This window comes from Phormidesmis sp. 146-33 (genome assembly GCF_052939515.1).
Map to the genome: position 1 here is coordinate 1 of NZ_JBJPHU010000056.1, position 26,068 is coordinate 26,068.

Consider the following 26,068-nt stretch of genomic DNA (forward strand, 5'->3'; position numbering starts at 1 on the left):
TCGCTTGCCTTCATCATCTCACAGATTTTATGGTTTTCGGATAGGCCCTTAGTAGTTTCAATTGCAAAACGATACGCAGAATGCAACTTGGATTTGCTCGATCTAATTCAGGAAGGCAACATCGGCTTACAACGAGCAGTTGAAGGCTTTGATCCCACAAAAGGCTATCGTTTTTCAACCTATGCTCACTGGTGGATTAGACGGAAGATTACTCGAACGATCGCTGAAAAAAGCTCCTCAATTCACCGACCTTTGCATGTGGCTCAAAAACTCAGCAAACTAAGAAAAGCCCAGCACCAGATTACCCAACAACTGAGCCGAACTGCAACACTCGCCGAATTGGCAGATGCAGTCTGTTTGCCGCTCAATGAGGTGAAACGCTATTTGTCTATTTTTCGATCGATGCGATCGCTAGATGAGCCGATCGGTGAAGTTGAAGGACAGACCCTAGCGAGTCTGATTGAAGCTGAGTGTCGCTCTCCAGAAACGACTGTCATCGAAGCTTGTTTGCAAAGAGATCTGGAAGCGCTCCTTCTTTCTCTTCCAGCAAAAGAGCGGGAAATCCTATCACTGCGCTTTGGGTTAAAAACTGGAAAGACTATGAGTCTTACACAAATTGGTCAACAGCTTAATTGCAGTCGTGAAACGGTCAGAAAACTAGAGATTCAGGCAATATCAAAGCTGAGAAGGATTGGGATGCATTTAAAAGACTATGTTGTTTAAGACATCGCAGTTCACACTTTTTATCTCCATGCTATTGCTATTGTCGGGCAAAGCCATTTCCTGAGACGTAGAAAAAGTGTTAACCCGATCGCTACTAACTGTAATCATCTTGATTGCCTCAGATGTAGAAGCGAACACTGTTTTCGACCAAGTTCTGCCTATTCACACAAAAGACAAATGCAATGACTCACCAATCTAACCAAGCTCATTCAATCTCACAGCCCGTCATCTCGGCTCAACATCTCAACCACTATTTTGGCAGCGGCGAACTTCGCAAACAAGCCTTATTTGACATCAACCTGGATATTTACGCAGGTGAGATCATCATCATGACAGGGCCCTCTGGCTCAGGAAAAACAACGCTGCTAACGCTGATGGGTGGACTGCGATCGGCACAAGAAGGCAGCCTCAAGATTCTCGGTCAAGAATTGTATAATGCTAACAAACAACAGTTGACGCACCTGCGCCGCAACATTGGCTACATCTTTCAAGCACATAACTTACTAACCTTCTTGACTGCAAAACAGAATGTGCGGATGTCACTAGAATTACATGACGAGATGTTCGATCGCGACATTGATGGAACGAGCATTGAAATCCTAAAAGCAGTCGGGCTGCAACAGCGAGTTGATTACTACGCTGATAGCCTGTCAGGTGGACAAAAACAGCGCGTCGCGATCGCTCGTGCCTTAGTTAGTCAGCCCAAAATCGTGTTAGCGGATGAACCAACAGCCGCCCTTGATAAAAAGTCTGGACGTGACGCTGTAGAAATCATGCAAAAACTTGCCAGAGAGCAGGGCTGTACCATTTTATTAGTCACACATGACAACCGGATTTTAGATATTGCCGATCGCATTATTTATATGGAAGATGGTCGTCTAGCCGATCATCCTGATGCCGCTGCCGCTGTGAAATAGCCACATGTCAGTTCCGCGAGGATGAACTTAAAACCCACTTTCCGCACTTTAAGTGTCACACTCAAATATTTAATGCTAAAAGCTTTGGTAGGCAAGGAATACAGGATTTTTAGTTCAAGCGAACCACTTGCGCCTAATTGAGAACAACCTCGTATTGTTGAGATAATTCTCCGCCTAGCGTTTCTGGGAGTCCGATTGCTTCGTCGAAATATTCGATGTGCCAGTTGGAAGTGCGGAATGTCGGTTAAAAAACTGAAGATGAACTTAAAAACCTTATGATTTCATATCAAAATCTACCCCAGTGGCTCAAAGTTAGCCTAACCTTCCCCTTGATATTTCTCAACTTCTGGCTCATTGTTTCACTTTTTCAATATTTACAGCCGATTTCTAGCATCATCATTGCAGCTTGTTTGATTTCGTTTTTGTTAGAGTATCCCATCACGTTCCTAGAACGAAGAGGGCTGCACCGATCTGGGGCAACTGGGCTAGTTCTATTACTAGCACTCATTTTGATAAGTGTATTAGGCTTAGGATTGCTACCCATTGTATTTCAACAATTACAAGAATTTGGCAATCGGCTACCTGCTTGGTTTGAAGAGGCACAGCAGCAAATTCCTAACTTCAACACAGTTGTAATTTTCCAGAATATTCCTATCGATCTCAATCACTTGACGACAGAGTTGACAAACCAAGCTTCTCAAGTCCTTCAGTCAGCATCAAGCCAAGTGATCGATCTTGCTTTCAACACAATTAACAGTGCTTTAAATCTGCTACTGATCTTAGTGCTTACTATCTTTTTGGTCTTCAATGGTAAGCCATTGTGGGGAGGTTTACTCAGTTGGCTACCTACTTCCTGGAATTGCCAAATCAGAGAGTCTCTTCACCAAAGTTTTCAAGGGTATTTTGCGGGTCAAGCCTTAGTCGCTACAATGCAAAGCCTCGCTCTTATGGCTATATTTCTGTTGCTCCAAATTCCATTCGGATTATTATTTGGCTTAACGATCGGGATTGCCAGTTTGATTCCTTTTGGTGGAAGTCTCAGCGTCACTCTGATTAGTTCGCTGCTGGCTGTACAAAATATTTGGGTAGGACTTAAAGTTTTGCTGGTTACAGTTTTGGTGGGTCAAATAATCGAGACTGTGATTGCACCTCGATTGATCAGTAAAATGACAGGACTTAATCCAGCAATTGTGTTTATTTCCTTGTTAGCTGGAATTCAGTTCGGTGGCATTTTAGGTCTACTTCTAATCATTCCGATTGCGGGATTTATCAAGCGAATGGCTGACAGTCTAAGAATCACTAAAGTAGAGGCATTATAGCTAAATATCCAGTAGCATGAATGAACAGTTTAGTACATACTGCAAGTTAGAATATCCTTGTATTAGAGATGAGCTGCTTCGAGTATTGCATCAGATTAAGGATGCAGAAACACAAATCCAGAATTGGGTCAGCCAGGAATCTCTATCCCGAACGGAGACAAACCGATTGAGTACATTACTTCAGTTTGTCTATGTCACCACAAGTTTAACCACAGAGCCTGATTTTACGATCGGTCTTTTCCTCAAAGATATAGATGAAGTGCGCTCAGTATGGGCTATCTATCATGCCGTTGAGCAGGTGTTTCAAACCGCAGGAGTTGATGCAGCTTGTGAAAGTTATATTGCTTGTTCTGAGTGGTCAAATCTATTACAAGCGGTCGATCGTGCTTTGCAAACAATGCACAAATGCAATTTTTCTGAATTCATTCGCTTTCGGTCTGCTTCTCAACTTTAACTACAGCATTTGAAATTTTTATGGTGTGGTATAAATTCAGGACTGGTGCTGCTAACAAACGCATGGCGCTGTATATGACATTCAGCAGGTGGTGCAGACAGTTGCTCGGAATTGGCTGTCTTTCTGCCTTTCTATACCCAGCTTCAGCGATCGCAGCCGAGAAGATTTCTTTTGTGTATGGCCCGTTGGAATTTTCTATCCCTGTGTCATCGCTAGAGGGTGTTATGCACTTTTAGCTAGACTAGAGATATGAATAGAAAAGCCTATCCAAGTGATGTCAGCGACGCAGAATGGGAATTTGTCGCGCCCTACTTAACCTTAATGAAAGAAGATGCACCTCAACGAGAATACAGTTTGAGAGAAGTGTTCAACGGGCTGCGGTGGATGGCGCGTGCTGGAAGCGTCTGGCGACTGATGCCTCACGACTTGCCGCCGTGGTACACGGTCTACCAACAAACGCAACGCTTGATGGTCACCGATCTGCGCGAGGTGCTGAGGATTCTAGAGGGGCGCAACGCGCAACCGAGTGCCGTGAAACTGCCAGAAGCCAAGAAGGGATTTGTCCTGTTGCCCAAAAGGTGGATTGTCGAGCGCAGTTTCGGGTGGATGTCCCGCTTTCGACGTTTAGCAAGAGACTACGAGCAATTAGCCGAAACCTTGGTCGGGTTTCACTTGATTGCATTTGTCCTGTTGATGGTTAGGCGATATGTGAGCATTGGCTTCAAATGTGCATAACACTATCTAGAGAAGACGGCTTAGAAAGACGATTTAGAAAGGATCAATTGTGCATAAACCTACGAAAGATGAGATTCGAGCGGCGATCGGGAAAACCGTTCCAGATATCATTGCGCCCGATTTGCAGATTCTCTTTTGTGGCATCAATCCCAGCCTTTACAGCGTTGTCGTCGGTCATCACTTTGCCCGTCCGGGAAACCGCTTCTGGAAAGCACTTCATTTAGCAGGCTTCACCGATCGCATTCTCTCGCCCTCTGAAGATCAAGACTTATTAAATTTGGGGTTGGGTATTACGAATATTGTCGATCGGGCCACCGCCAGAGCCGATGAATTAGACCCCTCAGAGTTACTACTCGGTCATCAAAACCTGGCCAAAAAGATCCAAACTTATCGCCCCAAATGTTTGGCCGTTTTGGGAATTAGCGCCTATCGAACAGCCTTTTCTCAACCCAAATCAAAAATTGGACGACAGGAAAATGGCTTTGAGAGTACGATTGTTTGGGTGCTGCCCAATCCCAGCGGCTTAAATGCTCACTATCAAATAGATGGATTGGCACAAGTCTATCGAGAATTGTGGTTTGCAATCAGGGAAGCAGGACTTTAGACCGGAGACTTTAGAGCTTTAAACCAACGTGAATTCGATGAAATCTTTCGCTGTGGTTAATCCAGGCAGCCCTCTAAATTTCCCACGAGTGAGGGACTTTGAACCCAAAATCTTGTCTGAAAGTCCCCCAAAATTGGGGGTTGGGGGGCAGAAGCGCTGAAGAACGAAGCAAAAAAACTTCATCGAATTCACGTTAAACCGGAGACTTCACAGACCTGCCCAATGTCCAATTTACTCAACCGTTGACGTTGATCTCCGAAGGGGCATTCTAGAGACTAAACGTTTTCCAGGTGTAGGAATAGTGTCACACCCCCGTACACAAAAGTCCGTTCCGCTGAGTCTTATTTTGGTCGTTCCGTTGATTGTGCAAAATTTGACTGCGGTGGTGCTGACGGGCTACTTCTCAGTGCAAAACGGGCAAAAAGCTATCAATCAATTGGTCACAGATTTAGAGAGTGAGATTAGCGATCGCGTCGATCAACACCTGGATACTTACTTAACCAGCCCCAATCAAGTCAATCAGATGAATTTGCGAGCCATTGAACTCGGTCTGGTTGACTTAAAAAATCTTCCGCAATTGGGTCAATATTTTTGCGAACAAATGCAGGTTAACCCAAATTTTAGCTACATCAACTTCGCCAGCTCGATCGGGGAATTTATAGGCATTGAGCGAACGACAACTGGCAAGTTATTGCTAAATGAAACGCTAAAAAGTGATCTAAAAAAACTGGAAGTTTATGAAGTCGATCGTCAGGGAAATCGTACCAAACTTCAAAAAGTTTCTCGCGATCCGGCTGACCTTGAGGTTGAGGCCTGGTATACCGATACTGCTAAAGCAAAGCGTCCAATCTGGAGCCAAATCTATCAGTGGGGTGACCAGCCAAACATTTTGTCAATCTCCTCAAGCTATCCTGTTTATGATGTCAAAAAAAGACTTTTAGGAGTCATTGGCATTGATTTGACACTCTCCCAAATTGATCAGTTTCTGCGTCAGTTGAGAATTGGTTCTTCGGGTCGTACCTTTATTTTGGAGCGCGATGGCAATCTGGTTGCAAGCTCTAGTCAACAACCCAGTTATAAAGTGGTTAAAGGTGAAGCTCAGAGGTTGTCTGCCTTTCAAAGTCAAGATCCGACTATTCGATCGACAACTCAAAGTTTAATTCAGCGTTTTGGTAGTTTGAAATCCATTCAAGATGAACAGCAGTTTAGTCTCGATATTAATGGACAAAAAACCTTTCTCAAAGTAAGCGTTTGGCAAGATGATTTAGGTTTAGATTGGCTGATCGTCGTCACTGTTCCGGAATCTGACTTTACAGAGCAAATTAATGAAAATGCTCAAATTACTTTTTTGCTGTGTGTAGTGGCTTCAGCGATCGCTACCCTCTTAGGAGCCGGAACCTCGCGCTGGATTGAGCGATCGATTCGTCACTTAAATCAAGCTTCTCAGTCCGTTTCTGATGGCCACTATGAAGCGATCGCAGAACCAGGAATCCGAGAATTGGGAACCTTGACGCGATCGTTTAACCGCATGACCGAGCAGCTAAAAACCTCGTTTGAAACCTTAGAAAAAACCAACGCCGAACTAGAAGATCGAGTCGATGAACGCACCGAACGGCTGTCAAGCACCCTCCATAGTCTACAAAAAGCTCAGGCTCAAATGATCCAAACTGAAAAGATGTCTAGCCTGGGACAAATGGTGGCAGGAGTCGCCCACGAGATTAACAATCCAGTCTGTTTTATCTACGGCAATTTGACTTATGCCAATGAATATATTTATGAGTTATTAACTATTTTGCAGCTTTATCAAAAGCATTATCCAAACCCTAATAATGAGATTCAAGAACAGTTATTAGACAGCGATTTTAATTCATTGTAGAAGACTTGAGACGACTGTTTAAGTCGATGCAAGATGGAGCCGATCGCATTCAAGCCATTGTTCTGAGTTTACGAAATTTTTCACGACTTGACGAATCTCAAATCAAACTCGTTGACCTGCACGAAGGGCTAGAAAGTACCTTACTGCTACTTCAACATCGTCTCAAAACAACGGTTAGCCGCAGCCAAATTAGCGTGATCAAAACCTATGGCGATCTCCCCAAAGTCGAGTGTTATCCAGGGCACCTCAATCAAGTATTTATGAGTATTCTCAACAACGCGATCGATGCCCTAGAAGACAGTATGAAAGTAATACTCAAAGAAGCAAAAGAAATCGCATCGTTGGGAACTTCTGACACGTTTCTACCTACTATTTGGATCGAGACAAAAGTTGTCAACTCTAATTGGATCATGATTCGCATCTGGGACAACGCCAACGGCATGACTCCAGAAACCCTCTCCAAAATGTTTGACCCTTTCTTTACGACCAAAGCGATCGGCAAAGGCACAGGACTAGGCTTATCCATCAGTTACCAAATTGTCGTCACTCAACACAACGGCAACTTGAGCGGTCGATCTGAACTGGGAAAAGGCAGCGAATTTGCGATCGAAATCCCCATAAAACAAGTGCGCGTGTAGGCATCTTTTGAGATTTAAGGAGATTTCCTTTAATAAAACGTCAATAAAACGTCAGTTCGATGAACGCTTCGCTTGCAGATCCGAGAACGCCCCCTAAATCTCCCACGAGCAGGAGACTTTGAACCGGAATTCTTCTCTTAAAGTCCCCCAAAATTGGCAGCTTGGGGGGCAGAAGCCGTGAACAACGAAGCGAAAAAGTTTCATCGAATTCACGTTAAATTCACGTTAGTAAATATACCCGGCTGTCTCCATTGAGAGTTCTGAAAGTCCCCCAGAATTGGGGAATTTAGGGGGCTTCCCAAGGTTGGTAACTTCTTTGCTAGAAATCTCCTAAGCGGGCATTTGGTAACGGTTTTTCGCTTCGCTATTCAATTACACATCGCTTGAGTAAAAGTAACCCTGCAAGTTTTCGGGATCAAACCGTCTCAAAATCGTTGTGGCTTTGCGCGTCAGGGCATCCGACCCCTTAACGACGACCAGATATTTGCCTGCATTCAGCCGATTTCGATACGGTAAAGCATCTCCACCGCCAACAATCAGCCCCACGCCTCCACCGATAAACAGACTCCCCATTCCCCCGGCCAGCGCGCCCAAAACACCCCCGATCGCTTGATTGCCAAACTCACCCGCCCAAGGAAAGGTATCTAGCTTAGTGATCAAGTTAAAGCAAAATCCCGCCACAAACCCAAAAGGCATCAGCCAAGCCGCCATCAACTTCGACTGTTTTCGCGCCTGCTCATTGGGATCGATCAAGCCATATTCATCGGCGCTCTTATAGCCTCTGCCCAAAATCGACACACTCTCCATCGGCAGCCCGTCCCGCTCCAGAGCCGAGTATGCTTCTTCTGCCTGAATGCGATCGCCCAACACTGCCACTAGATAATTCATAAGTCCCCTGTCCTTTATCGATCGTCACCTGTAGAAATAGTATCCAACGAGTGATGACCCTGCCTGGAGAACAGTCGGTAGAATAAAGATTCTTTTGAAGTATTGTCTCTATGTTGCCAAGAGAAGATTTGCTCAAGGGTGTCGAAAATCGAGACTGTGTTGCACGGGTGATTGACCAGGCAGAACAAGCCGTCAAAACCTGGGAAGTCGTCATGACCGATTTTTTGTCACCTCCCGAACTGGCCGAAGTTCAGCAAGCTTTTGGGCGCTTGTCAGACGTGCAGATGGTGGCCTGGGGGGGCTATCCTCAAGCAGAACGGCAGCGTCTTGCGATCGCCCGCTCCGAATTGCCGCTAGACCCCTCCCAGGTCGAAGTCGCACCCCTGAGCATTGCGGGTAATTTTTTGTTTGACCCGGCCAGCCATCGAGACTTTCTGGGGGCGCTTTTAGGAACGGGGATCGTACGCGAAAAAGTCGGAGACATTCTCGTACTCGGAGAGCGAGGCGCTCAAGCGATCGTTGTCAAAGAGCTAGTCGATTTTTTGCAGGCTAGTCTGACTCAGGTGCGATCGGTGCCCGTCAAAACGCAGCCCATTCCTTTAGAAGAGCTAAAGATTCGGGAGCCAAAGAAAAAAGAACTGACGACAGTCGAGGCTTCGATGCGGCTGGATGCGGTCGCTTCTGCGGGCTTTGGCATGTCGCGCAGCAAAATGGCCGAGATGATTTCGGCGGGAGATGTGCGCGTCAACTGGAAAGAAACAACTTCAACGAGCTACACCGTCAAGCCTGGGGATCTGATCGCCATCCGGGGCAAGGGTCGAGTCGAAGTGGGCGAAGTCATGGTTACCAAAAAAGACCGCTTCCGAGTGCAATTAACGCGATTTGTCTAGTTCAGAAACCTTTGTTACGGAGTCTTGCTATCTTGAGCGCCTCTGTGATTTTACAGATTTTTTTGGGCAATATATAAACAAGGGGCTACGTTTTGTCGGTTCAGTTCTGTTAACTCGGTGTTAAAACGGTGTTAAAACTACCAGGTGTTGTGTGGGAACTTGACCGAAGCATCAAGCGTTTGAGTTATAGGGCAGAAAAAAGTAGTCTGTAGTTGGCTTACGTTCAATCAGGTTTGGCGATCGCTCAGTCGGGAATGCTCTACTTCGTTTTATCAACCGCTTCAGTCATAAAGAATACATTAGTTCCTGACGACTTCCGGATTTTTCTACACAGACTTGATTGATCTGGTAGGGCTTGGTGAGGACGAGGATGTTACCCCAGGGAGCCAGGTTGTCGTCAAAAAGACGAAAGCGAAGACTCTGAAAGTTTGAGGAGACCAGCGTGAAAAAAAACGGACTCAAACAGTGGCTCGGACAAGTCAGCCTGGTGACGTTGTTAGCGACCTTCACGTTGCCGCTTGCGGTCGTCGTTCAACAATTGGTCGCCGAAATTGATGTCGGAATTCGCTTTACTCAAAACGAGAAACATGGGCTGGAATACAATAAAGCGCTGAGGAAACTGTTAGAAAATGCCATCCAATATCGCAGGTTGGCTAATCTTTATCTATCGGGTAATGCTAGTGATGAAGAAGCATTATTAGCCAGTCAACGAGCGATCGCCGCTAACATTCAAGCCATTGATATCGTCGATCGTCGGTTAGGGAAAACGCTTAAAACGACTAGAAACTGGCAGGCGATTAAGCAAGATTGGGCATCCCTTAAAGCAGAAGAGTTAACCACTGAAAGAAGCTTTGCGCGTCATACGGCTCTGATCGAAAGCATTCTGGCTCAAATTACGCATGTAGGGGACACCTCTAACATGATTCTTGACCCTAATTTAGATGCTTATTATCTACTAGATGCGCTGATTACCAAACTACCGTCTGCGATCGAAAAGACCGCCCAAGCAAAAGAATTTGGCACAGAAGTCGCAGCGCGTCAAAAAATTACCTTGAGTGAAGAAGCCCAAATGACGGTCTTTAATTACTCAATTAATACGCCCATGAGCGCGATCGCCAGAGGGACTCAAGTCATTTTTGAATACAACCCCCAAGTGCGGGCAGCTTTACAAACCTCAGTGCGAACTAGCCTCAGCAGCACCAACGATTTTCTACAACTTATTCACGAAGATACACTGCAAACAATTTCGTCGGAATCGATTGATTACTCAGGCGTTGGGAGTCAGGCGATCGCGGATCAGTTCAGGCTTTATGATGCGATGGTGCCCGCTACAGATCAGCTCTTACAAATCCGTCTAGATGACTATGTTTGGCGAAAATATCGAGCGATCGCGTTCACCTCGTTGGTGTTAATTGCGGTGACTGTCATCTATGGGGCGCTCACTCGAAATTGGCAAAAAAGACAGCAAGTAGAGCAGCGATTGAGAGTGCAATATACGACGACAAAAGCAGTTTCAGAATCAGAAAATCTAGACGAAGCAACCTCCGAAATTTTGCAGACAATCTGTGAAAATCTTAACTGGGAACTGGGCGAACTCTGGACGATCGACCCGACCAGCCAGATGATGCGCTTGGTGAAATGCTGGTGTCGATCGCAAACCAAAGTCGCCGATTTTGCGGCCCACAGTCAATCTAATAGCTTCGCGATGGGAGTGGGTTTGATTGGGCGAGTTTGGGCAGCGACAAAACCAATTTGGATTAGCGATCTCAATCAAGAACCTGGCTTCTTTTTACCCGGAGGGTTGGCTACAAAAGCAAATTTGCACAGTGCCTTCGGCTTCCCAATTTTGCAGGGCGATCGCTTCGAGGTACCCACAAAGGGTCGAGTTATTGCAGTCATGGTTTTTTTTAGTACAGAGTTTCGTCAATTAGATCCAGAAATGCTGCAAATGATTGCCACGGTCGGCACTCAAATCGGCCAGTTTATGCAGCGCAAACAAGTTGAAATTGCCGTACGCCATGCCGAAGAACAATATCGCAGCATTTTTGAAAACTCGACCGAAGGCATCTTTCAAACAACCCCCACTGGCGAATATCTGAGCGTCAACCCGGCTCTCGTTCGCATTTATGGCTATCAGTCACCAGAGGAGTTGATCAGCCATTTGTCTAACAGTAACCAGCGGTATGTAGACCCCGATCGCCACGCTGACTTTGTGCAACTCATCAATCGAGACGATCGCATTGCCGATTTTGAATCTCAAGTCTATCGACAAGACGGCAGCGTGGTCTGGATCAGCGAAAGTGCGGTTGCAGTCCGTGATCACGATGGCAGCCTCTTGTTTTATGTCAGAACCGTACAGGATATCGACGATCGTAAGCGCACCGCCCAAGAACTCTATAACGCCAAAGAAGCTGCCGAGACGGCCAGCCAGTCCAAGAGCCAGTTTTTGGCCAACATGAGCCACGAACTCCGCACCCCCTTGAATGCGATCATTGGCTACAGCGAGATGCTGCAAGAAGACGCGGCGGATCTGGGCGTGACAGAAATTTTGCCCGACTTAGATAAGATTCGCGGCGCAGGCAAACATCTATTGGACTTGATCAACGACATTCTCGACATCTCCAAAATCGAAGCAGGCAAAATGGATCTCTTTTTAGAGACCTTTGAAGTGTCCCTGCTGATTCGAGACATCGAAACCACGATCGAACCCCTGATCGCCAAACACAACAACACGCTACAAGTTTCCTGCCCTGACAACATCGGAAAAATGTATGCCGACGTAACCAAAGTTCGACAAGTCCTCTTCAACCTCCTCAGCAACGCCGCCAAATTTACCGAAAACGGCACCATTACTCTCACCATCGAGCAAAGCAGCCCAGTTCCCTCCTCCCTCCTCCCTCCTCCCTCCTCCCTCCTCCCTCCTCCCTCCCTCCTCTTCCACGTCTCCGACACCGGAATTGGCATCACCCCAGAGCAAGCAAAACGGCTATTTCAGGCATTTACCCAGGCAGACACCTCCACCACGCGTAAATACGGCGGCACCGGGTTAGGACTGGCCCTCAGTCAGCGATTTTGTCAATTGATGGGTGGCGACATTACCGTGACCAGTGAGATTGGCAAAGGGTCGATCTTCACCGTGCAATTACCGATCGCTGTTCTCGATCGCAAAGTGGCTCCCCCTCCAGATTCCCTTGTGCCTTTTTTAGACCCCACGGGTGAACCCCGTTTTACCGTTTTGGTGATCGACGACGATGTAGCCACTCAGGAGTTAATGGTGCGCGCTCTGACCAAAGAAGGCTTTCGCGTAGAGACGGCCTCGACCGGAGAAGAAGGCGTGAGGCGAGCGATCGAGCTGCGTCCTGATGCGATTACGCTGGATGTGTTGATGCCCAAAATGGACGGCTGGGCCGTCTTGTCCGCCCTCAAAGCCAACCCAGACGTGGCAGATATTCCCGTTGTCGTCTTAACGATCGTCGATGACAAAAATTTAGGATTTGCGTTGGGCGCGTCTGACTATTTGACCAAGCCGATCGACTACAAACGACTGTTCGCCATTCTCAGCAAATATCGCCCTGCCGCCCCCCACACCGGACAAGTCCTGATTGTCGAAGACGACCTCGCAACTCGCGAATTATTTCAGCGCACCCTCGCCAAAGCAGGCTGGACAGGCATCGTCGCCCCCAATGGCAAAGTCGCCCTCACCTGCCTGTCTCAACAAAAACCCGACCTGATCCTGCTGGATTTGATGATGCCAGAGATGAATGGCTTCGAGTTTATTACCAAACTGCGGCAGGTGTCCGAGTGGCGATCGATTCCTGTAATTGTCGTAACGGCCATGACGCTCACGCCAGCCGATCGGGCCCAACTCAGCGGCGATGTCGAACAAATTTTGCAGAAAGGAGCCTATACCCGTGACGATCTGCTGCAAGAAGTCCGAGAAACGTTAACCAGTCTGGACAAACGGCCGTAGCCCCAGCCCGCTTAAAATTGCTCTAATAAGTCAGCCATGCCTAAAATTCTTTTAGTCGAAGATAACGAAATCAACCGAGATATGCTGTCCCGTCGTCTGTCTCGGCGCGGATTTGAAGTGGTCAGCGCGATCGATGGTGAGCAGGGAATTAAGGTTGCTCAGGCTGAGTTACCAGACTTGATTTTGATGGACATGAGTTTGCCCGTCTTAGACGGTTGGGAGGCGACTCGCCAGATCAAATCCGTGACGGCGACTCAGCAGATTCCGATTATTGCGCTGACGGCCCATGCGATGTCGGGCGATCGCGAAAAGTGTTTGGAGGCGGGATGCGACGACTACGACACCAAGCCTGTAGAACTGCCGCGACTGCTCGAAAAAATTCAGACCCTTCTCGGATAGACCGCATGATGAAACTAGGAAAGAGCAATTTTCTCACGCTGCGGAGAAGAACCTTACTGATTATTGGCGTGACGTTGGTCAGTCTGAATGCCGCCATCTATACGGTTGCCTCGACGCTGCTGTTGGGTAGTTCTAATCGTGCCGAAGACCAAGACACGCGCCAGATGATGAAGGGCGTTTTGAATGTTTTTAACCAAAGTTTGGAGCAGTTCAACGCAAATTTTGCTGATTGGTCATCCTGGGACGATGCCGCCAAATTTATTCGCGATGGCAATTCAGAATTTATTCGCACTAATTTGATTGATCCGCAGTTAGCCATGCTGCAAGTCAACCTGATTTTATTTATCGATCGCTCCGGCAAGATCGTGTTTGGCACTGGATTTGATTTACAAGAGGGGCAAAGAGTCCCCATTCCCCAGGGCGTAAAACAGCACATTGGAGTCAGCGATCGCCTGCTTCAACATGCCACGCCTCAAAGTACGACCACGGGCATTCTCATGCTGCCAGAGGGGCCGATGATGGTGGCTTCTCGCCCGATCGTCAACAGCGCGGGTAAGGGGCCAATTTTGGGCAGTTTGATTGTCGGTCGCTATGTGCGAGAAGAAGACGTAAGTCAGTTGACCCGATCGCTGCAAGTGCCTCTGACCGTGCAGCCACTTTTGGATCGCAAAATGCCGATCGAATTTTTTAGCCCGTCTGCGATGAGACTCGAAAATGCCACCGTCACGGTGCGCCCAATCAATGAGAAAACGATCGCGGGATCTGCGTTGCTCAGAGATATTTACGGCAAGCCCGCCATCATTTTACAGGTGCAAAATCCTAGAGAAATTTATCAGCAGGGCAAAGAAGCGATTCGATTTTTGAGTTTGCTGATTGTCGTGGTGGGCTTTGTGTTTGGGGGGGTGACGCTGCTGCTGTTAGAAAAGCTGGTTTTGTCGAGACTATCGCGCCTGAGTGACGAAGTGGCAGAAATTGGGGAAAGTGGCAATCTATCGCTGCGAGTTTCTGCCCCTGGCAAAGACGAGCTTTCTAATCTGGGCACCACAATCAACATCATGTTAGGCGTATTAGAGCAATACGAACAAGAACTCCAGAAATCAACCAGCGAGATTCAACAGGCCAAAGAAATTGCAGAGCAAGCAAACTGGGCCAAGAGTCAGTTTTTGGCTAATATGAGTCACGAGTTACGCACGCCGATGAATGCAATTCTGGGATACAGTGAAATGCTGCAAGAAGAAGCGATCGATTGCGGACAAGATAGTTTGGTTCCAGATCTACAAAAAATTAACAGCGCTGGCAGACATTTGTTGAGATTGATCAATGACATTCTCGATCTCTCTAAAATTGAAGCTGGAAAGATGGATTTATACCTCGAAAGTTTTGAAGTTCATCCTCTGATTCAAGAAGTATCTAGCACAATTCAGCCGCTCGTTGAGCAAAACGGCAATGTCTTGATTGTTCACTGTGCTGACAATGTGGGCTGTCTCTATGCTGACCTGACCAAGACGCGCCAAAATTTATATAACTTGCTGAGTAATGCCTGTAAATTTACGGCTCAAGGCACGATCGCGCTGACGGTCGAAAAAGGCGCTGGGGCGGGTAATTCTCAACCCTCACCTTCCAAGGCTGATGCGTCACTCAAACCTCAATCATTTATCATATTTCGCATCTCTGATACTGGAATTGGCATGACAGCAGAGCAGATAGAGAGAGTGTTTCAGGCGTTTACGCAGGCAGACGCATCGACGACTCGCAAATATGGCGGCACCGGGTTGGGATTGGCGATCGCCCAAAGATTTTGTCAAATCATGGGGGGCACGATCGCCGTCGAAAGTGAATATGGCAAAGGGTCAACCTTCACAATGTATCTGCCAGTCGGTCAAGACCCCAAAATTTCACTGTCCGCAACACGAGAGAAAATGCAGTCGCTCTAAATCAAACAACACAGCTTGTATCGATCGGGGTTAGTTTGAGAATTGCTAGAGAAAACACTGAAATATCGGCTAGATGACCAACGAAGCCGTTAAAAGTAATCACAAACGGGAATAACTAACTGAGCGGGACTGAAGATAGACCTTAGACGTTAGACCAGACATAAATTCGATGAAATTCGCTGCGTTTTTTCACTAGGAAACGCCTCCTAAATCCCCTACAAATGAGGAACTTTGATCTAGAACTCTTCTCTTAAAGTCCCCCAGAACTGGGAGGTTGGGGGGCAAAAGATTTGATCGACGAAGCGAAAAAACTTGATCTCTTCGAGTTACCCGTAAGGGGTCGAACCAACGCTAGACCAAAGACCAAACATTAAAGTCCAACGTCCAACGTCTAAAGTCTAAAGTCCCGGCTACAACCCCGCCGACTGCCGTTAAAAACACGCATAACCCTGGATCGAACCATGAGCGATACCCTATGGATCATCAGCAGTGCCAGCCTTGTTTTCTTGGTGCAGGCTACTTTCTTATGTTTAGAATCTGGGCTGATGCGCCATCCAAAGTATCGGAGCGCCTTCAAAAAATTGACCGATTTCAGCAGTTCCGTGCTGTTTTTTTGGGCGGGTCATGGACTAATGTTTGGCGCTTTGATGGGATTGGTTTTGCTCACGGGCAAGTCATCTTTAAGCAGCGGTCTGGCCGTATTGACGGGGGCGATCGGGACTCATCTCATTCATCGATTCACAGCCTTACGGGGGACGGTTCACTCTGATCTAGACGCTGAGACTTCCTGCACCCAGATGTTTCAAGAGATCGCCCAGCGCAAACAAATCGAACAAGAACTGCAAGCCGCCAAAGAAAAAGCCGAAGCCGCCAACCGCACCAAAAGTCAGTTTTTGGCCAACATGAGTCACGAACTTCGCACACCTATGAATGCGATCATTGGCTACAGCGAAATGCTTCAAGAAGACGCGATCGAACGCCAACAAACTGAGTTTCTCCCCGACCTTCAGAGAATTCACGCCGCCGGAAACCATCTCCTGGGATTGATCAACGACATTTTAGACCTCTCCAAAATCGAAGCAGGCAAAACCGAGTTATTTGTAGAAAGCTTCGATGTCGCCCAACTGATCCAAGAAGTCGCCTACACCGTCAAGCCACTAATTACCCAAAATCACAATCAGCTAATTGTTTGCTGCCCAGAGGCGATCGGTTCTCTCAACGCAGATCTGACCAAAGTTCGGCAAGTTCTCTTCAACCTCCTCAGCAACGCCGCCAAATTTACCGAAAACGGCACCATCACCCTCACCGTTGAGCAAAGCAGCCCATTCCCCAGTTCCTCCCTCCTCCTTCCTCCCTCCTCCCTCCTCTTCCGCATCTCTGATACCGGAATCGGCATGACCCCCGACCAGTCCACCACCCTGTTTGACCCCTTCACGCAAGCGGACACCTCAACCACCCGCAAATATGGCGGCACCGGATTGGGACTGGCCATCTCTCGTCACTTTGTCCGTATGATGGGCGGCGATATTTTTGTCGAGAGCGCTCTAGACCAGGGATCGACCTTCACCGTCTCACTCCCGATCGTCGCTTCAGAATTTTTGCTCGATCGCGATGGCCCAATTAACGGAGACTCGATCACGCTTTGCGCGTCGCTCTGAAATTTTCTAAATCCTCCGATAAGGGCAGATTTTGAACCAGGAATCTTAAAGTCCCCAAAAATTGGCAGCTTGGGGAGCAAAAGCCTTCAACACCAGAGCTAAGAAACTTTACCAACCTTAATTAGCGCTCTCTAGAAAATTTTCCAGAAACCCATTTATCTTCGTGAAAAACGACTCAGGACAATCAGTTAGCGAATCTTGATTTTTTGAAGGGCAAAAAGCAGAAGGCATAGAATAATGAAACTAAGCTTGTAATCTAAGCGACGGGTTAGGTCAGATTGTGCAACTCGATGCAGCAGTAGAGCGGAACAGTGGAATGAGTGACGAACAGGGGACTGTGCTGATTGTGGACGATATTGAGACAAACCGCGATTTGCTCTCTCGTCGATTGAAGAAGCAAGGGCACACGATCGTAATGGCCGAAAACGGACAGCAAGCGCTATGTCTTCTACAGGAGCAGTCTGTCGATGTCGTGTTGCTCGATATTATGATGCCGCAAATGAATGGCTACGAGGTTTTAGAGCATCTCAAAGCCAATCCTGCCCTGCGCCATATTCCCGTGATCATGATTTCTGCATTAAACGATATTGAAAGCGTGGCGCGCTGCATTGAGCTAGGGGCCGAAGATTATTTGTTTAAGCCGTTTAACCCGACGTTGCTCAAAGCTCGGATCGGGGCCTGCCTCGAAAAAAAGCGGCTGCGCGACCAGGAGCAAGCTTATCTAAAACGTCTGCAAGAAGAACAAGAAAAGTCAGAACGCTTGCTGTTAAGCATTTTGCCCAAGTCGGTCGCCGAACAACTGAAACAAAGCTCCAGCACGATCGCTGACACCTTCCCCGAAGCGACGGTTCTGTTTGCGGATATTGTTGGATTCACGCAGCTTTCGACTCAGCGATCGGCGATCGAGATTGTCACTTTACTCAATAAGATCTTTTCTGCCTTTGACCAACTGGCGGATTTGCACGGCTTAGAAAAAATCAAAACGATCGGCGATGCTTACATGGTGGTTGGTGGACTGCCTACGCCCAATGAGTTTCATGCGGCTGCGATCGCAGCAATGGCGCTGGACATGCAGATTGCGATCGCCGACTTTAATCAAGAAACGGGCGAGTCTTTTAGAATGCGAATTGGCATTAGTACCGGGCCGGTCGTCGCTGGCGTGATTGGCACTCGCAAATTTATCTACGATCTGTGGGGCGACACCGTAAACATGGCCAGCCGCATGGAGTCGCAAGGCTCGGCCGGATGCATTCAAGTCACCGCTTCGACCTACGATCGTCTGTTCGATAAATACTGGTTTGAAGAGAGAGGGGCGATCGAGGTGCGCGGCAAAGGCGAAATGATCACCTACTGGCTCAGGGGCAAAAAGTAAATTTAAGGCAACCCTTTTGACATCCAGCCTGTAAATTTAACGTCAGTTCGATGAACGCTTCGCTTCGCTTTTAGATCCAGGAACGCCCCCTAAATCCCCCACGAGTGAGGGACTTTGAACCAGAATTCCTCTCTTAAAGTCCCCCAAATTGGGGGGTTGGGGGGCAAAAGCCGTGAACAACGAAGCGGAAAACCTCTCATCGAATTCACGTAAATTTAACAACTTAAAATGGGTGCGTTTTGCATGGCTCAACACACTCTACCGATCACGTTGGGCAACCACGGGGCATTGACCCTACTTAAAATTGGCAATTCGGGCAAACCCTTTGGCATCGAGGCTGGCTCCGCCGACCAGAGCACCATCGATTTCAGGTTGGGTCATGATTTCGTCGATGTTGTCGGGTTTGACCGAGCCGCCGTATTGAATGGTGACGTGGGGGTTGGAGAGTTTGCTGCGGATCAGTCCGATGACGCGGTTGGCTTCACTAGAGGCGCAAGTATCTCCGGTGCCGATCGCCCAGATCGGTTCATACGCGATCACCAGATTGTACTGGTTGACCTCTATCAGTCCTTTCTCAAGCTGACTAAAGATGTGAGATTCGGTGTCGTTTGCGTCGCGCTGCTGTTTGGTTTCTCCGACACACAAAATCGGGGTGAGTCCTGCTTTTTGAGCGGCTTTGAGACGAAGATTCACCGTTTCGTCAGTTTCGCCAAAATATTGACGGCGTTCGCTGTGACCGATGACGACAAATCGCGTTCCTAGCTCGGTCAGCATGGAGCCAGAAATCTCGCCCGTATATGCGCCTGCGGTTTCCCAATGGACATTCTGTGCGCCAATCTGGATGCGGCTACCATGCAGGCTTCTTGACAAAATCTCCAGATCGGTGAAAGGGACACACAGCACAATGTCTCGATCGTCTGGAATCGTCTCTAGCTCAGAAGTAAAGCCTTGCAAAAACTCTAGGGCTTCTGCCTGAGTTTTATACATTTTCCAGTTGCCAGCAATTACAATTTTTCGCACAGGTCGTCAGGTTAAAAGATCATTTATTGCATCATTTAGTCTACGGCTTTGGGGGATCACTTTTGCAAATCTGGCTAGAAGAAGCTAAGACTACGGTGTACACACAAGTCATTAATTGTCTCCGTTTGAGCCGGCTTCTGCCCCCTAAATCCCCCACGAGTGAGGGACTTTGAAATCTTGAGAAGTTTCTCTGCCTTCTAGAAGCCTTTCTTTCTCAAAGTCCCCCAGACTGGGGGATTTAGGGGGCGAAGCCTATCGCCAACCACAGATCGACCAACTTGTGTATACACGGTAGAAGAAGCTAAGGAGAGCCGTTTGAGACATCTAGATGAACCGACACGAGAACAGATGATTCGACATTTGCGGCGATCGCACCAAATCGCCCTCCGCGCTCGTCAGTTTGGGCACCATCCGTTTGGGTCAATTCTGGTGGCTCCTGATCACGAAACGGTGCTATTTGAGCAGGGCAACGTCGATACGGTGAATCATGCTGAATCGGTGCTAATTCGCACAGCTTGGATGAATTTTGATTTTGATTATCTATGGGACTGTACGCTTTACACGACGGCGGAACCCTGCGCTATGTGTGCCGGAACGCTCTATTGGGCAAACATCGGTCGCTTAGTCTACGGCATTTCTGAAGCGCGATTATTGGAGCTGACGGGCAATCATACGGAGAATCTCACGTTAAATTTGCCCTGTCGATCGCTCTTTGAGCAAGGTCAAAAGCCCATTAAAGTGTGGGGCCCGATTTTTGAAGTTGAGGCAGAAATTGTGCAGGCGCATCAAGAGTTTTGGCAGGCCGCAAGCTCTCCTGATTCAGCTTTCTCTTGAAATGATGTGAATGCGATCGACAACCTCGCTACAGTCTACAGCGATCGAGTTGAGAACGCCTTTTAGATCAAGCTTGATCGAATTGATTTTAAAATCGCAGGGTGAATGGCTCACTTAAACATTTGAAAAATATATGAATTCTATTTGATTAAGAAATGTATCTAAACTTAATTTCAAAATAAGAGATAAGTAATTCCAATGGAGAAATTCCTTTGTGCTTCGTGGCGTTTATCTGTTTTGACCTTCTGAGATTAATATGGAAGGGTTTTAACTTTTGTAACGTTCTGTGATAATTTGATAACCGAGAGCAAAACAGCACTTCCAAAATGTCTTGCTTCGCTTTTGGTCAGTTGGAAACTTAATGAGGTAGCCTTTTTTATGGCGATTACTATTGACTCCGCTCGTGGCATTTTTCCCGGCACTTTATCTGCTGATGCAGTGCCCGCATTGACCGCGCGATTCAACCAACTTAGCGCTGAAGATCAATTGGCATGGACTTGGTTTGCATTTCTGGAAATGGGTAAAACGATCACCGTGGCGGCTCCCGGTGCAGCGAGTATGCAGTTTGCCGAAGGCATTCTTAACGATGTCAAGCAGATGACCTTTGAGCAACAAACTCAAGTCATGTGTGACTTGGCAAACCACACAGACACACCGATCTGTCGCACTTATGCTACCTGGTCACCCAACATCAAATTAGGGTTCTGGGATCAGCTTGGGAAATGGATGGAGCAAGGCATCGTCGCCCCCATTCCGACGGGTTACCAGCTTTCTGCCAACGCGAAGGCCGTCTTAGAAACCCTCAAGTCCCTGGATCAAGGACAACAGATCACCGTTCTGCGAAACTCTGTCGTAGACATGGGATTTGATGCAGGTAAGCTCGGCAGCTACACCAGAGTTTCTGAGCCTGTCGTCGCACCCAAAGAACAGTCTCAACGTACCAAGGTCACCATTCAAGGTCTCAACAATCCAACCGTGTTGAGCTACATGAACAACCTAAACGCCAATGACTTTGACGAAATGATCAAGCTCTTTGTCGCAGACGGTGCGTTGCAGCCTCCCTTCCAGAGACCGATCGTGGGCAAAGATGCAATCATGCGCTTCTTTAGAGAAGAGTGCCAAAACCTCCAGTTACTCCCAGAGCGCGGCGTGTCTGAACCCGCAGACGATGGCTACACTCAGGTAAAAGTCACGGGCAAAGTGCAAACTCCCTGGTTTGGGGCAGCCGTCGGCATGAATATGGCCTGGCGCTTTTTGCTCAATCCTGAAGGCAAAATTTTCTTTGTTGCTATTGACCTGTTAGCGTCTCCTAAAGAGCTTTTAAACCTGGTTCGCTAGGAAGCGCTTAAAGACAAATCAACAGGATCGAGAACGATCGTAATGGGCGCTCTCTTTGTCAGGGCGCTCAATTTTTCTAAGGATCGTGAATTGAATAAGATCGATGATTGCCTGGTTGCTTCGCCCCCTAAATCCCCCATTCTGGGGGACTTTGAGAAAGCAGACATTCTAGAATTTAAGGCAGTTTCGCGGTTCAAAGTCCCCCAAATTTGGGGGATTTAGGGGGCAGAAGCCGAATCAAACGAAGCGAAACCGCGAGAATTACAGGTTGTTTAATTCACGATCGATCCTAAGCATTTTTAACCCACCCTACAACCGTACAAACTTTAGACTGGATCATGCAAGTGACTGAAGCCGAGTGGACTGACACCGAAAAAAAAGTAGCCAAAACTGTTTTTGATAAAGCATACAACCGAGAAGTGGAGGCTTTGCTAAAACAAGTTCAAGAACAAGCCAGCACGATCGCTGAATTGAGTGATCTTTGGAAATTACACGACTTTTTGAGTGCTAAGAGACATGAAATTGACGGTAAATACGACTATCAATATTCTGCTCTACTTTTTGTGTTTGCTGGATTGGTCAAAGAAGGCTGGCTACATCTTACTGAATTAGAGGGATTAGCCCAAGACAAGCGATCAAAAGTGATTGCCCTATCGCGCATGTAGTCTGACCGAATGTAGAGAGCTTTGTATTTGGAGCTTTCAACTTTTTGCGGAGATTGGATGCTTTGCACTTTTCGAGGTTGCTGAGATTTCTCTTGATCTAGCGATCTTCTGATCTGACGATAAATCATTCAAACTGGCAGAGTTGTTACTTCATAGTGAACGGTTCCCAGCCAGGGCGCTTGGGGCAATTGGTAGGGCTTAAATCTTACGGGATCTAGGCCCGATTTTTGAATGAGAAAGGTTAAAAAGTGCAGAGAACCTTGAAGAATATCAGCACCGATCGTGCTCTCTTTCTCCGCCCATTCAATCTTGAGTTTTTGAGTAAAGATCTTATTCAACGACTTCAAAACTCCTGAATCTGGAGACAGTTCTAAATAAGCAAACACACAACTACGAATTTCGGCTTCTAACTTAGCAGGATTTTTTAATTGATTGCCTTCAACCACGCCCGCAAAGCGATATTTAATCAACAGTTTGATCTGCTCCGACAATGCTTTTTTATCGTATTGCAAAATCAGCGTTGACAGGGGGATTTGAGTATTTGAATTGATGATGGCTCCCATTACAAACGCCGCCACATCCGCCGCATAATCAGAATTTGAAGCAAACCGATCGAGCGCTTCCCCCAGGTTTTTGAATTTTTCTGGAGTCGTGCGATAAAGCCCGATCGCTGACCCAATATCCCCAGCCCACGCCGTATGATCAGCCGTCCAGCGCGTAAAGTCTGACCAGCGTAGCCCCGGTTGATTAATTTGATCCGACAGCGAAGCAATTAGATGCCCAAGATCGGTCACTTCACCTGCTAAAGTAAGGTCTTGATTCAGCGTTCCTTCGATAAAAGCTTGCTCAAAACCAGTGGCGATTGTCCACATTTTTGTCGTGTAGCTAGGCTTGGTGTAGCCGCGCAAAATATTAGCAATTTCGTAAACAGACTTACCGGGATTTTGTCGCTCGATCGTTGCGATAAATTGCGAGACACTCGTTAGATCAGCCATATCTCAAAAAGAAACGCCACAATAGAGTTCGTCTATCTTACTTAACAGGACAATTTTTGTGCCCACTTCCCATCCCTCTGAAACAACCGACGCGACCAACCAGTGGCAGCAAGGAGAACTGGTCGAAGTCGAAATCACAGACCTCAGCGACAGTGGCGATGGCGTGGGTCGATTTGAGCAGCGCGTGGTTTTTGTGCCCGATACGGTGACGGGCGATCGTGTCTTAGTTCGTTTGATCCGAGTCAAGCCCCAGTATGCACAAGGCAAGGTACATGAGCTTCTCAACCCCTCACCCCATCGGATTCGCCCCGGCTGCATTGTGGCCGACAAATGTGGCGGCTGTCAGTGGCAACATGTCGATTATGACTATCAGCTACAAGCCAAACGCAATCATCTCGTGCAGGCATTAGAGCGACTGGGCGGCTTTCGCGAGATTGACATCAACCCCGTTCTCAATGTGTCTGAACCGCTGGGCTACCGCAACAAAGCCACTTATCCGCTGCGGCGCTCCTCCACTGGACAGGTGCAAGCGGGATACTACCAAAAAGGCAGCCATCAGATTGTCAATCTCAATCAGTGCCCGATTCAAGATCAGCGGTTGAATCCGTTGTTGTCAGAGGTCAAACAAGACCTGCAAACTCGCGGCTGGGGCATCTATGACGAAACGCTGCATCGTGGCAAAGTGCGTCATTTGGGTCTGAGAATTGGTCGCCACACGGGTGAAATTTTGCTGACGTTGGTCGCCAGAGATGCCAATCTAGAGGGGCTTGAAGAACAGGCGCAAACCTGGTTAACTCAACATCCCAATCTCGTAGGCGTATCGCTAAATCTGAACGCCGATCGCACCAACGCCATTTTTGGCAAAGAAACGAGAACGATCGCAGGTCAGTCTTATCTCAAAGAAGAGTTTGCGGGACTCAAGTTTCAGATTCTCCCTGACACCTTTTTTCAAGTCCACACTGAGCAAGCCGAAGCCCTACTGCAAGTGATTTTGAGCCAGTTGGATCTTCAGGGTCACGAAATCGTTGTCGATGCCTACTGTGGAATTGGGACGCTTACCTTGCCGATCGCCAAAAAAGTCAAACAAGCGATCGGTCTCGAAGTCCAACCCGAAGCCGTCGAACAAGCTAAATTGAACGCCGAACTAAATCGATTGGAGAATGTGACGATCGAAACGGGCACCGTCGAAAAGATTCTGCCCTTGCTAGAAGTCCATCCTGACGTTGTTTTATTAGATCCTCCTCGTAGAGGCTGCGACCCGGCTGTAATCCAAACGCTGAGAGAGATGAAGCCCGAACGCATCGTCTACATTAGTTGCAATCCGGCTACTCTAGCCCGCGATCTCAAGATGCTCTGCGAATCAAGTGCTTACAAGCTTGAACGAGTCCAACCCGCAGATTTCTTCCCACAGACGGCTCACGTTGAGAGCGCTTCGTTTTTGAGAAGAAATGAAGGATAACGGTTGACCGGATGAGTTCTAAATTAGGAATAGAAAAGATGGAGCGGTGCAGTTTGATAAAATCATCCACACTATTCGATATCACGAATTCATCCCTCATCCCTCCAACCCGTCTATGAAGTTTAGTGAAATTGTCGAAAGACTCAGCGCCTCTATCGTTTCACACAGCTTGTCGATCGCCCCTGACAACGATCCCGAAATTATAGGCGTGGCAGCGATCGATCAGGCAACTCCAGGCACAATTAGCTATGCCGACGGTCATAAGTTTGGCTCACAAATTGACACGACTGGAGCCAGCGTTCTGATTTTGCCGCCTGACGAAACGCTACAGGCCAAAGCCAACGATCGACACATTCCCTGGATTGCGACTCGTCAACCTCGATTGGTGTTTGCTCAGGCGATCGCGCTCTTTTATCAGCCGTTCAAACCTGCACCAGTCATTCACTCAACAGCCGTCATTGATCCATCGGCGCAAATTGGTAAAGAGGTGGCGATCGGGGCCCATGCCGTCATTCAGGCAGAAACTCAGATTGGGAATGGGGTGGTGATTCATCCCAATGTGGTGATTTATCCGGGGGCAACTGTGGGCGATCGTACCGTTCTTCATGCCAATTGTGTAATTCATGAGCGATCGCAGATTGGGGCAGACTGTGTAATTCATGCAGGAGCGGTGATTGGCTCCGAGGGATTTGGCTTTGTGCCGACTCGTGAAGGCTGGCTCAAAATGGAGCAGTCTGGCTACACCGTGTTAGAAGATGGCGTTGAGGTGGGCTGTAACTCGAATGTCGATCGTCCCTCAGTTGGTGAAACGCGCATTGGTCGCAATACCAAAATCGATAATCTGGTGCAAGTCGGTCATGGCGTGACGGTCGGAGAAGCCTGTGCGTTTGCGTCGGGATGTGGCATCGCAGGGGGGACGACGATCGGCAATCGGGTGATTCTCGCAGGACAGGTCGGAGTAGCGAATAACGCCAAAATGGGAGACGGTTCTGTCGCTTCTGCGAAAGCTGGAGTTCATAAAGATGTGCCACCGGGGATGACGGTTTCGGGCTACCCTGCGGTCGAACACAAGGTTTATCTCAAAGCCTCTGCGATGTATAGCCGTTTGTATGACATGTATCAGGCGATTCGACAAATTCAAAAACAGTTGGGAATTGAAGCGATCGGGCTAAAAGACAAAGAATAATCCTGTTGGAAGATAAGAGGTCAATCAACAGTGATTGATTTTCTCACAATTACTAACAATTGCTCATCTTTGAGAACTTGGAGCAACATCCGAATTGCGCCTGTCTTGGTGGCACCTGTTTTCTTGCAGTATGCTTCGAGTGCTGCAAAGTCTTCATCTGAAACCCGAAAATCTAATCGTTTAGACATGGTGTT

General features: G+C 47.6%; 23 protein-coding genes. 19 read left to right on the forward strand and 4 right to left on the reverse strand.

The genetic code is table 11. From position 1 onward, the window contains the following. The 8 genes from ACJ2PR_RS20705 to ACJ2PR_RS20740 form a co-directional block, all read left to right on the forward strand. A partial coding sequence (locus tag ACJ2PR_RS20705; protein ID WP_446878377.1) for a sigma-70 family RNA polymerase sigma factor occupies positions 1–723 on the forward strand: 723 nt, incomplete at its 5' end. A 182-nt stretch (positions 724–905) separates the two neighbouring features. After that, entirely contained in the window at positions 906–1,640 is a 735-nt protein-coding gene (locus ACJ2PR_RS20710) for a DevA family ABC transporter ATP-binding protein (RefSeq protein WP_446878378.1), read from the forward strand. Between the two features lie 275 nt (positions 1,641–1,915). Beyond that, positions 1,916–2,959 (forward strand): AI-2E family transporter, encoded by a 1,044-nt coding sequence (locus ACJ2PR_RS20715; protein WP_446878379.1) that lies wholly within the window; start codon positions 1,916–1,918, stop codon positions 2,957–2,959. A gap of 16 nt (positions 2,960–2,975) precedes the next feature. After that, positions 2,976–3,413, forward strand: coding sequence for an SCO4402 family protein (locus ACJ2PR_RS20720; RefSeq protein ID WP_446878380.1), 438 nt, complete (start codon positions 2,976–2,978; stop codon positions 3,411–3,413). A 249-nt stretch (positions 3,414–3,662) separates the two neighbouring features. Beyond that, positions 3,663–4,148, forward strand: a complete 486-nt coding sequence (locus ACJ2PR_RS20725) for a transposase (protein ID WP_446878381.1) — start codon at positions 3,663–3,665, stop codon at positions 4,146–4,148. 49 nt (positions 4,149–4,197) lie between these two features. Further along, on the forward strand, positions 4,198–4,752 hold the full coding sequence (gene mug, locus ACJ2PR_RS20730; RefSeq protein ID WP_446878382.1) for a G/U mismatch-specific DNA glycosylase: 555 nt from the start codon (positions 4,198–4,200) through the stop codon (positions 4,750–4,752). A gap of 301 nt (positions 4,753–5,053) precedes the next feature. Next, positions 5,054–6,628: a cache domain-containing protein gene (locus ACJ2PR_RS20735; RefSeq protein WP_446878383.1), complete on the forward strand. Its 1,575-nt coding sequence runs from the start codon at positions 5,054–5,056 to the stop codon at positions 6,626–6,628. A 5-nt stretch (positions 6,629–6,633) separates the two neighbouring features. Further along, a complete protein-coding gene (locus tag ACJ2PR_RS20740; protein WP_446878384.1) occupies positions 6,634–7,266 on the forward strand; it encodes a sensor histidine kinase in 633 nt (210 codons plus the stop codon). Between the two features lie 372 nt (positions 7,267–7,638). On the opposite strand, the gene ACJ2PR_RS20745 is transcribed toward ACJ2PR_RS20740, so the two are convergent. Then, entirely contained in the window at positions 7,639–8,154 is a 516-nt protein-coding gene (locus ACJ2PR_RS20745) for a hypothetical protein (RefSeq protein ID WP_446858151.1), read from the reverse strand. A gap of 110 nt (positions 8,155–8,264) precedes the next feature. On the opposite strand from ACJ2PR_RS20745, the gene ACJ2PR_RS20750 reads away from it, so the two are divergent. The 6 genes from ACJ2PR_RS20750 (at position 8,265) to ACJ2PR_RS20775 (ending at position 18,377) form a co-directional block, all read left to right on the forward strand. Further along, positions 8,265–9,044, forward strand: a complete 780-nt coding sequence (locus ACJ2PR_RS20750; protein ID WP_446878385.1) for a photosystem II S4 domain protein — start codon at positions 8,265–8,267, stop codon at positions 9,042–9,044. A 442-nt stretch (positions 9,045–9,486) separates the two neighbouring features. Then, a complete protein-coding gene (locus tag ACJ2PR_RS20755) occupies positions 9,487–13,014 on the forward strand; it encodes a response regulator (protein WP_446878386.1) in 3,528 nt (1,175 codons plus the stop codon). A 36-nt stretch (positions 13,015–13,050) separates the two neighbouring features. Then, entirely contained in the window at positions 13,051–13,413 is a 363-nt protein-coding gene (locus ACJ2PR_RS20760; RefSeq protein ID WP_446868759.1) for a response regulator, read from the forward strand. Positions 13,414–13,418: 5 nt separating this feature from the next. Then, complete coding sequence (locus ACJ2PR_RS20765) at positions 13,419–15,347, forward strand: sensor histidine kinase (RefSeq protein ID WP_446878387.1); 1,929 nt, start codon at positions 13,419–13,421, stop codon at positions 15,345–15,347. A 461-nt stretch (positions 15,348–15,808) separates the two neighbouring features. Continuing rightward, a complete protein-coding gene (locus ACJ2PR_RS20770; protein WP_446878388.1) occupies positions 15,809–17,005 on the forward strand; it encodes an ATP-binding protein in 1,197 nt (398 codons plus the stop codon). Between the two features lie 316 nt (positions 17,006–17,321). Then, on the forward strand, positions 17,322–18,377 hold the full coding sequence (locus tag ACJ2PR_RS20775) for an adenylate/guanylate cyclase domain-containing protein (protein ID WP_446858157.1): 1,056 nt from the start codon (positions 17,322–17,324) through the stop codon (positions 18,375–18,377). 294 nt (positions 18,378–18,671) lie between these two features. Here ACJ2PR_RS20775 and tpiA read toward each other — a convergent pair whose 3' ends face one another. Next, positions 18,672–19,397 carry a triose-phosphate isomerase gene (gene tpiA, locus ACJ2PR_RS20780; protein ID WP_446878389.1) on the reverse strand — a complete coding sequence of 242 codons (726 nt, stop codon included), beginning with the start codon at positions 19,395–19,397 and terminating at the stop codon, positions 18,672–18,674. 315 nt (positions 19,398–19,712) lie between these two features. On the opposite strand from tpiA, the gene ACJ2PR_RS20785 reads away from it, so the two are divergent. The 3 genes from ACJ2PR_RS20785 (at position 19,713) to ACJ2PR_RS20795 (ending at position 22,234) form a co-directional block, all read left to right on the forward strand. Then, positions 19,713–20,231: a nucleoside deaminase gene (locus ACJ2PR_RS20785; RefSeq protein WP_446878390.1), complete on the forward strand. Its 519-nt coding sequence runs from the start codon at positions 19,713–19,715 to the stop codon at positions 20,229–20,231. Positions 20,232–20,609: 378 nt separating this feature from the next. Then, positions 20,610–21,569 (forward strand): orange carotenoid-binding protein, encoded by a 960-nt coding sequence (locus ACJ2PR_RS20790; protein ID WP_446878391.1) that lies wholly within the window; start codon positions 20,610–20,612, stop codon positions 21,567–21,569. Between the two features lie 338 nt (positions 21,570–21,907). Beyond that, positions 21,908–22,234, forward strand: a complete 327-nt coding sequence (locus ACJ2PR_RS20795) for a hypothetical protein (RefSeq protein WP_446878392.1) — start codon at positions 21,908–21,910, stop codon at positions 22,232–22,234. Positions 22,235–22,362: 128 nt separating this feature from the next. Here ACJ2PR_RS20795 and ACJ2PR_RS20800 read toward each other — a convergent pair whose 3' ends face one another. Continuing rightward, positions 22,363–23,229: a hypothetical protein gene (locus tag ACJ2PR_RS20800; protein ID WP_446878393.1), complete on the reverse strand. Its 867-nt coding sequence runs from the start codon at positions 23,227–23,229 to the stop codon at positions 22,363–22,365. A 58-nt stretch (positions 23,230–23,287) separates the two neighbouring features. Between ACJ2PR_RS20800 and rlmD the strand changes: the two genes are divergently transcribed. Together rlmD and lpxD are read left to right on the forward strand one after the other, a co-directional pair. Further along, positions 23,288–24,688: a 23S rRNA (uracil(1939)-C(5))-methyltransferase RlmD gene (gene rlmD, locus ACJ2PR_RS20805; RefSeq protein ID WP_446878394.1), complete on the forward strand. Its 1,401-nt coding sequence runs from the start codon at positions 23,288–23,290 to the stop codon at positions 24,686–24,688. Between the two features lie 115 nt (positions 24,689–24,803). Further along, on the forward strand, positions 24,804–25,874 hold the full coding sequence (lpxD, locus tag ACJ2PR_RS20810) for a UDP-3-O-(3-hydroxymyristoyl)glucosamine N-acyltransferase (protein WP_446868749.1): 1,071 nt from the start codon (positions 24,804–24,806) through the stop codon (positions 25,872–25,874). A gap of 20 nt (positions 25,875–25,894) precedes the next feature. Here the strand turns inward: lpxD and ACJ2PR_RS20815 are convergent, their stop codons facing one another. Continuing rightward, complete coding sequence (locus tag ACJ2PR_RS20815) at positions 25,895–26,062, reverse strand: hypothetical protein (RefSeq protein WP_446878395.1); 168 nt, start codon at positions 26,060–26,062, stop codon at positions 25,895–25,897. Between the last annotated feature and the right edge of the window lie 6 nt (positions 26,063–26,068).

Bases quoted from the DNA above. Each gene is read 5' to 3' on its own strand.
- ACJ2PR_RS20710 (WP_446878378.1), top strand. From the start codon at position 906: ATGACTCACCAATCTAACCAAGCTCATTCAATCTCACAGCCCGTCATC.
- ACJ2PR_RS20715 (WP_446878379.1), top strand. From the start codon at position 1,916: ATGATTTCATATCAAAATCTACCCCAGTGGCTCAAAGTTAGCCTAACC.
- ACJ2PR_RS20720 (WP_446878380.1), top strand. From the start codon at position 2,976: ATGAATGAACAGTTTAGTACATACTGCAAGTTAGAATATCCTTGTATT.
- ACJ2PR_RS20725 (WP_446878381.1), top strand. From the start codon at position 3,663: ATGAATAGAAAAGCCTATCCAAGTGATGTCAGCGACGCAGAATGGGAA.
- ACJ2PR_RS20745 (WP_446858151.1), bottom strand. From the start codon at position 8,154: ATGAATTATCTAGTGGCAGTGTTGGGCGATCGCATTCAGGCAGAAGAA.
- ACJ2PR_RS20750 (WP_446878385.1), top strand. From the start codon at position 8,265: ATGTTGCCAAGAGAAGATTTGCTCAAGGGTGTCGAAAATCGAGACTGT.
- ACJ2PR_RS20760 (WP_446868759.1), top strand. From the start codon at position 13,051: ATGCCTAAAATTCTTTTAGTCGAAGATAACGAAATCAACCGAGATATG.
- ACJ2PR_RS20765 (WP_446878387.1), top strand. From the start codon at position 13,419: ATGATGAAACTAGGAAAGAGCAATTTTCTCACGCTGCGGAGAAGAACC.
- ACJ2PR_RS20770 (WP_446878388.1), top strand. From the start codon at position 15,809: ATGAGCGATACCCTATGGATCATCAGCAGTGCCAGCCTTGTTTTCTTG.
- ACJ2PR_RS20775 (WP_446858157.1), top strand. From the start codon at position 17,322: ATGAGTGACGAACAGGGGACTGTGCTGATTGTGGACGATATTGAGACA.
- ACJ2PR_RS20790 (WP_446878391.1), top strand. From the start codon at position 20,610: ATGGCGATTACTATTGACTCCGCTCGTGGCATTTTTCCCGGCACTTTA.
- ACJ2PR_RS20795 (WP_446878392.1), top strand. From the start codon at position 21,908: ATGCAAGTGACTGAAGCCGAGTGGACTGACACCGAAAAAAAAGTAGCC.
- ACJ2PR_RS20800 (WP_446878393.1), bottom strand. From the start codon at position 23,229: ATGGCTGATCTAACGAGTGTCTCGCAATTTATCGCAACGATCGAGCGA.
- lpxD (WP_446868749.1), top strand. From the start codon at position 24,804: ATGAAGTTTAGTGAAATTGTCGAAAGACTCAGCGCCTCTATCGTTTCA.
- ACJ2PR_RS20815 (WP_446878395.1), bottom strand. From the start codon at position 26,062: ATGTCTAAACGATTAGATTTTCGGGTTTCAGATGAAGACTTTGCAGCA.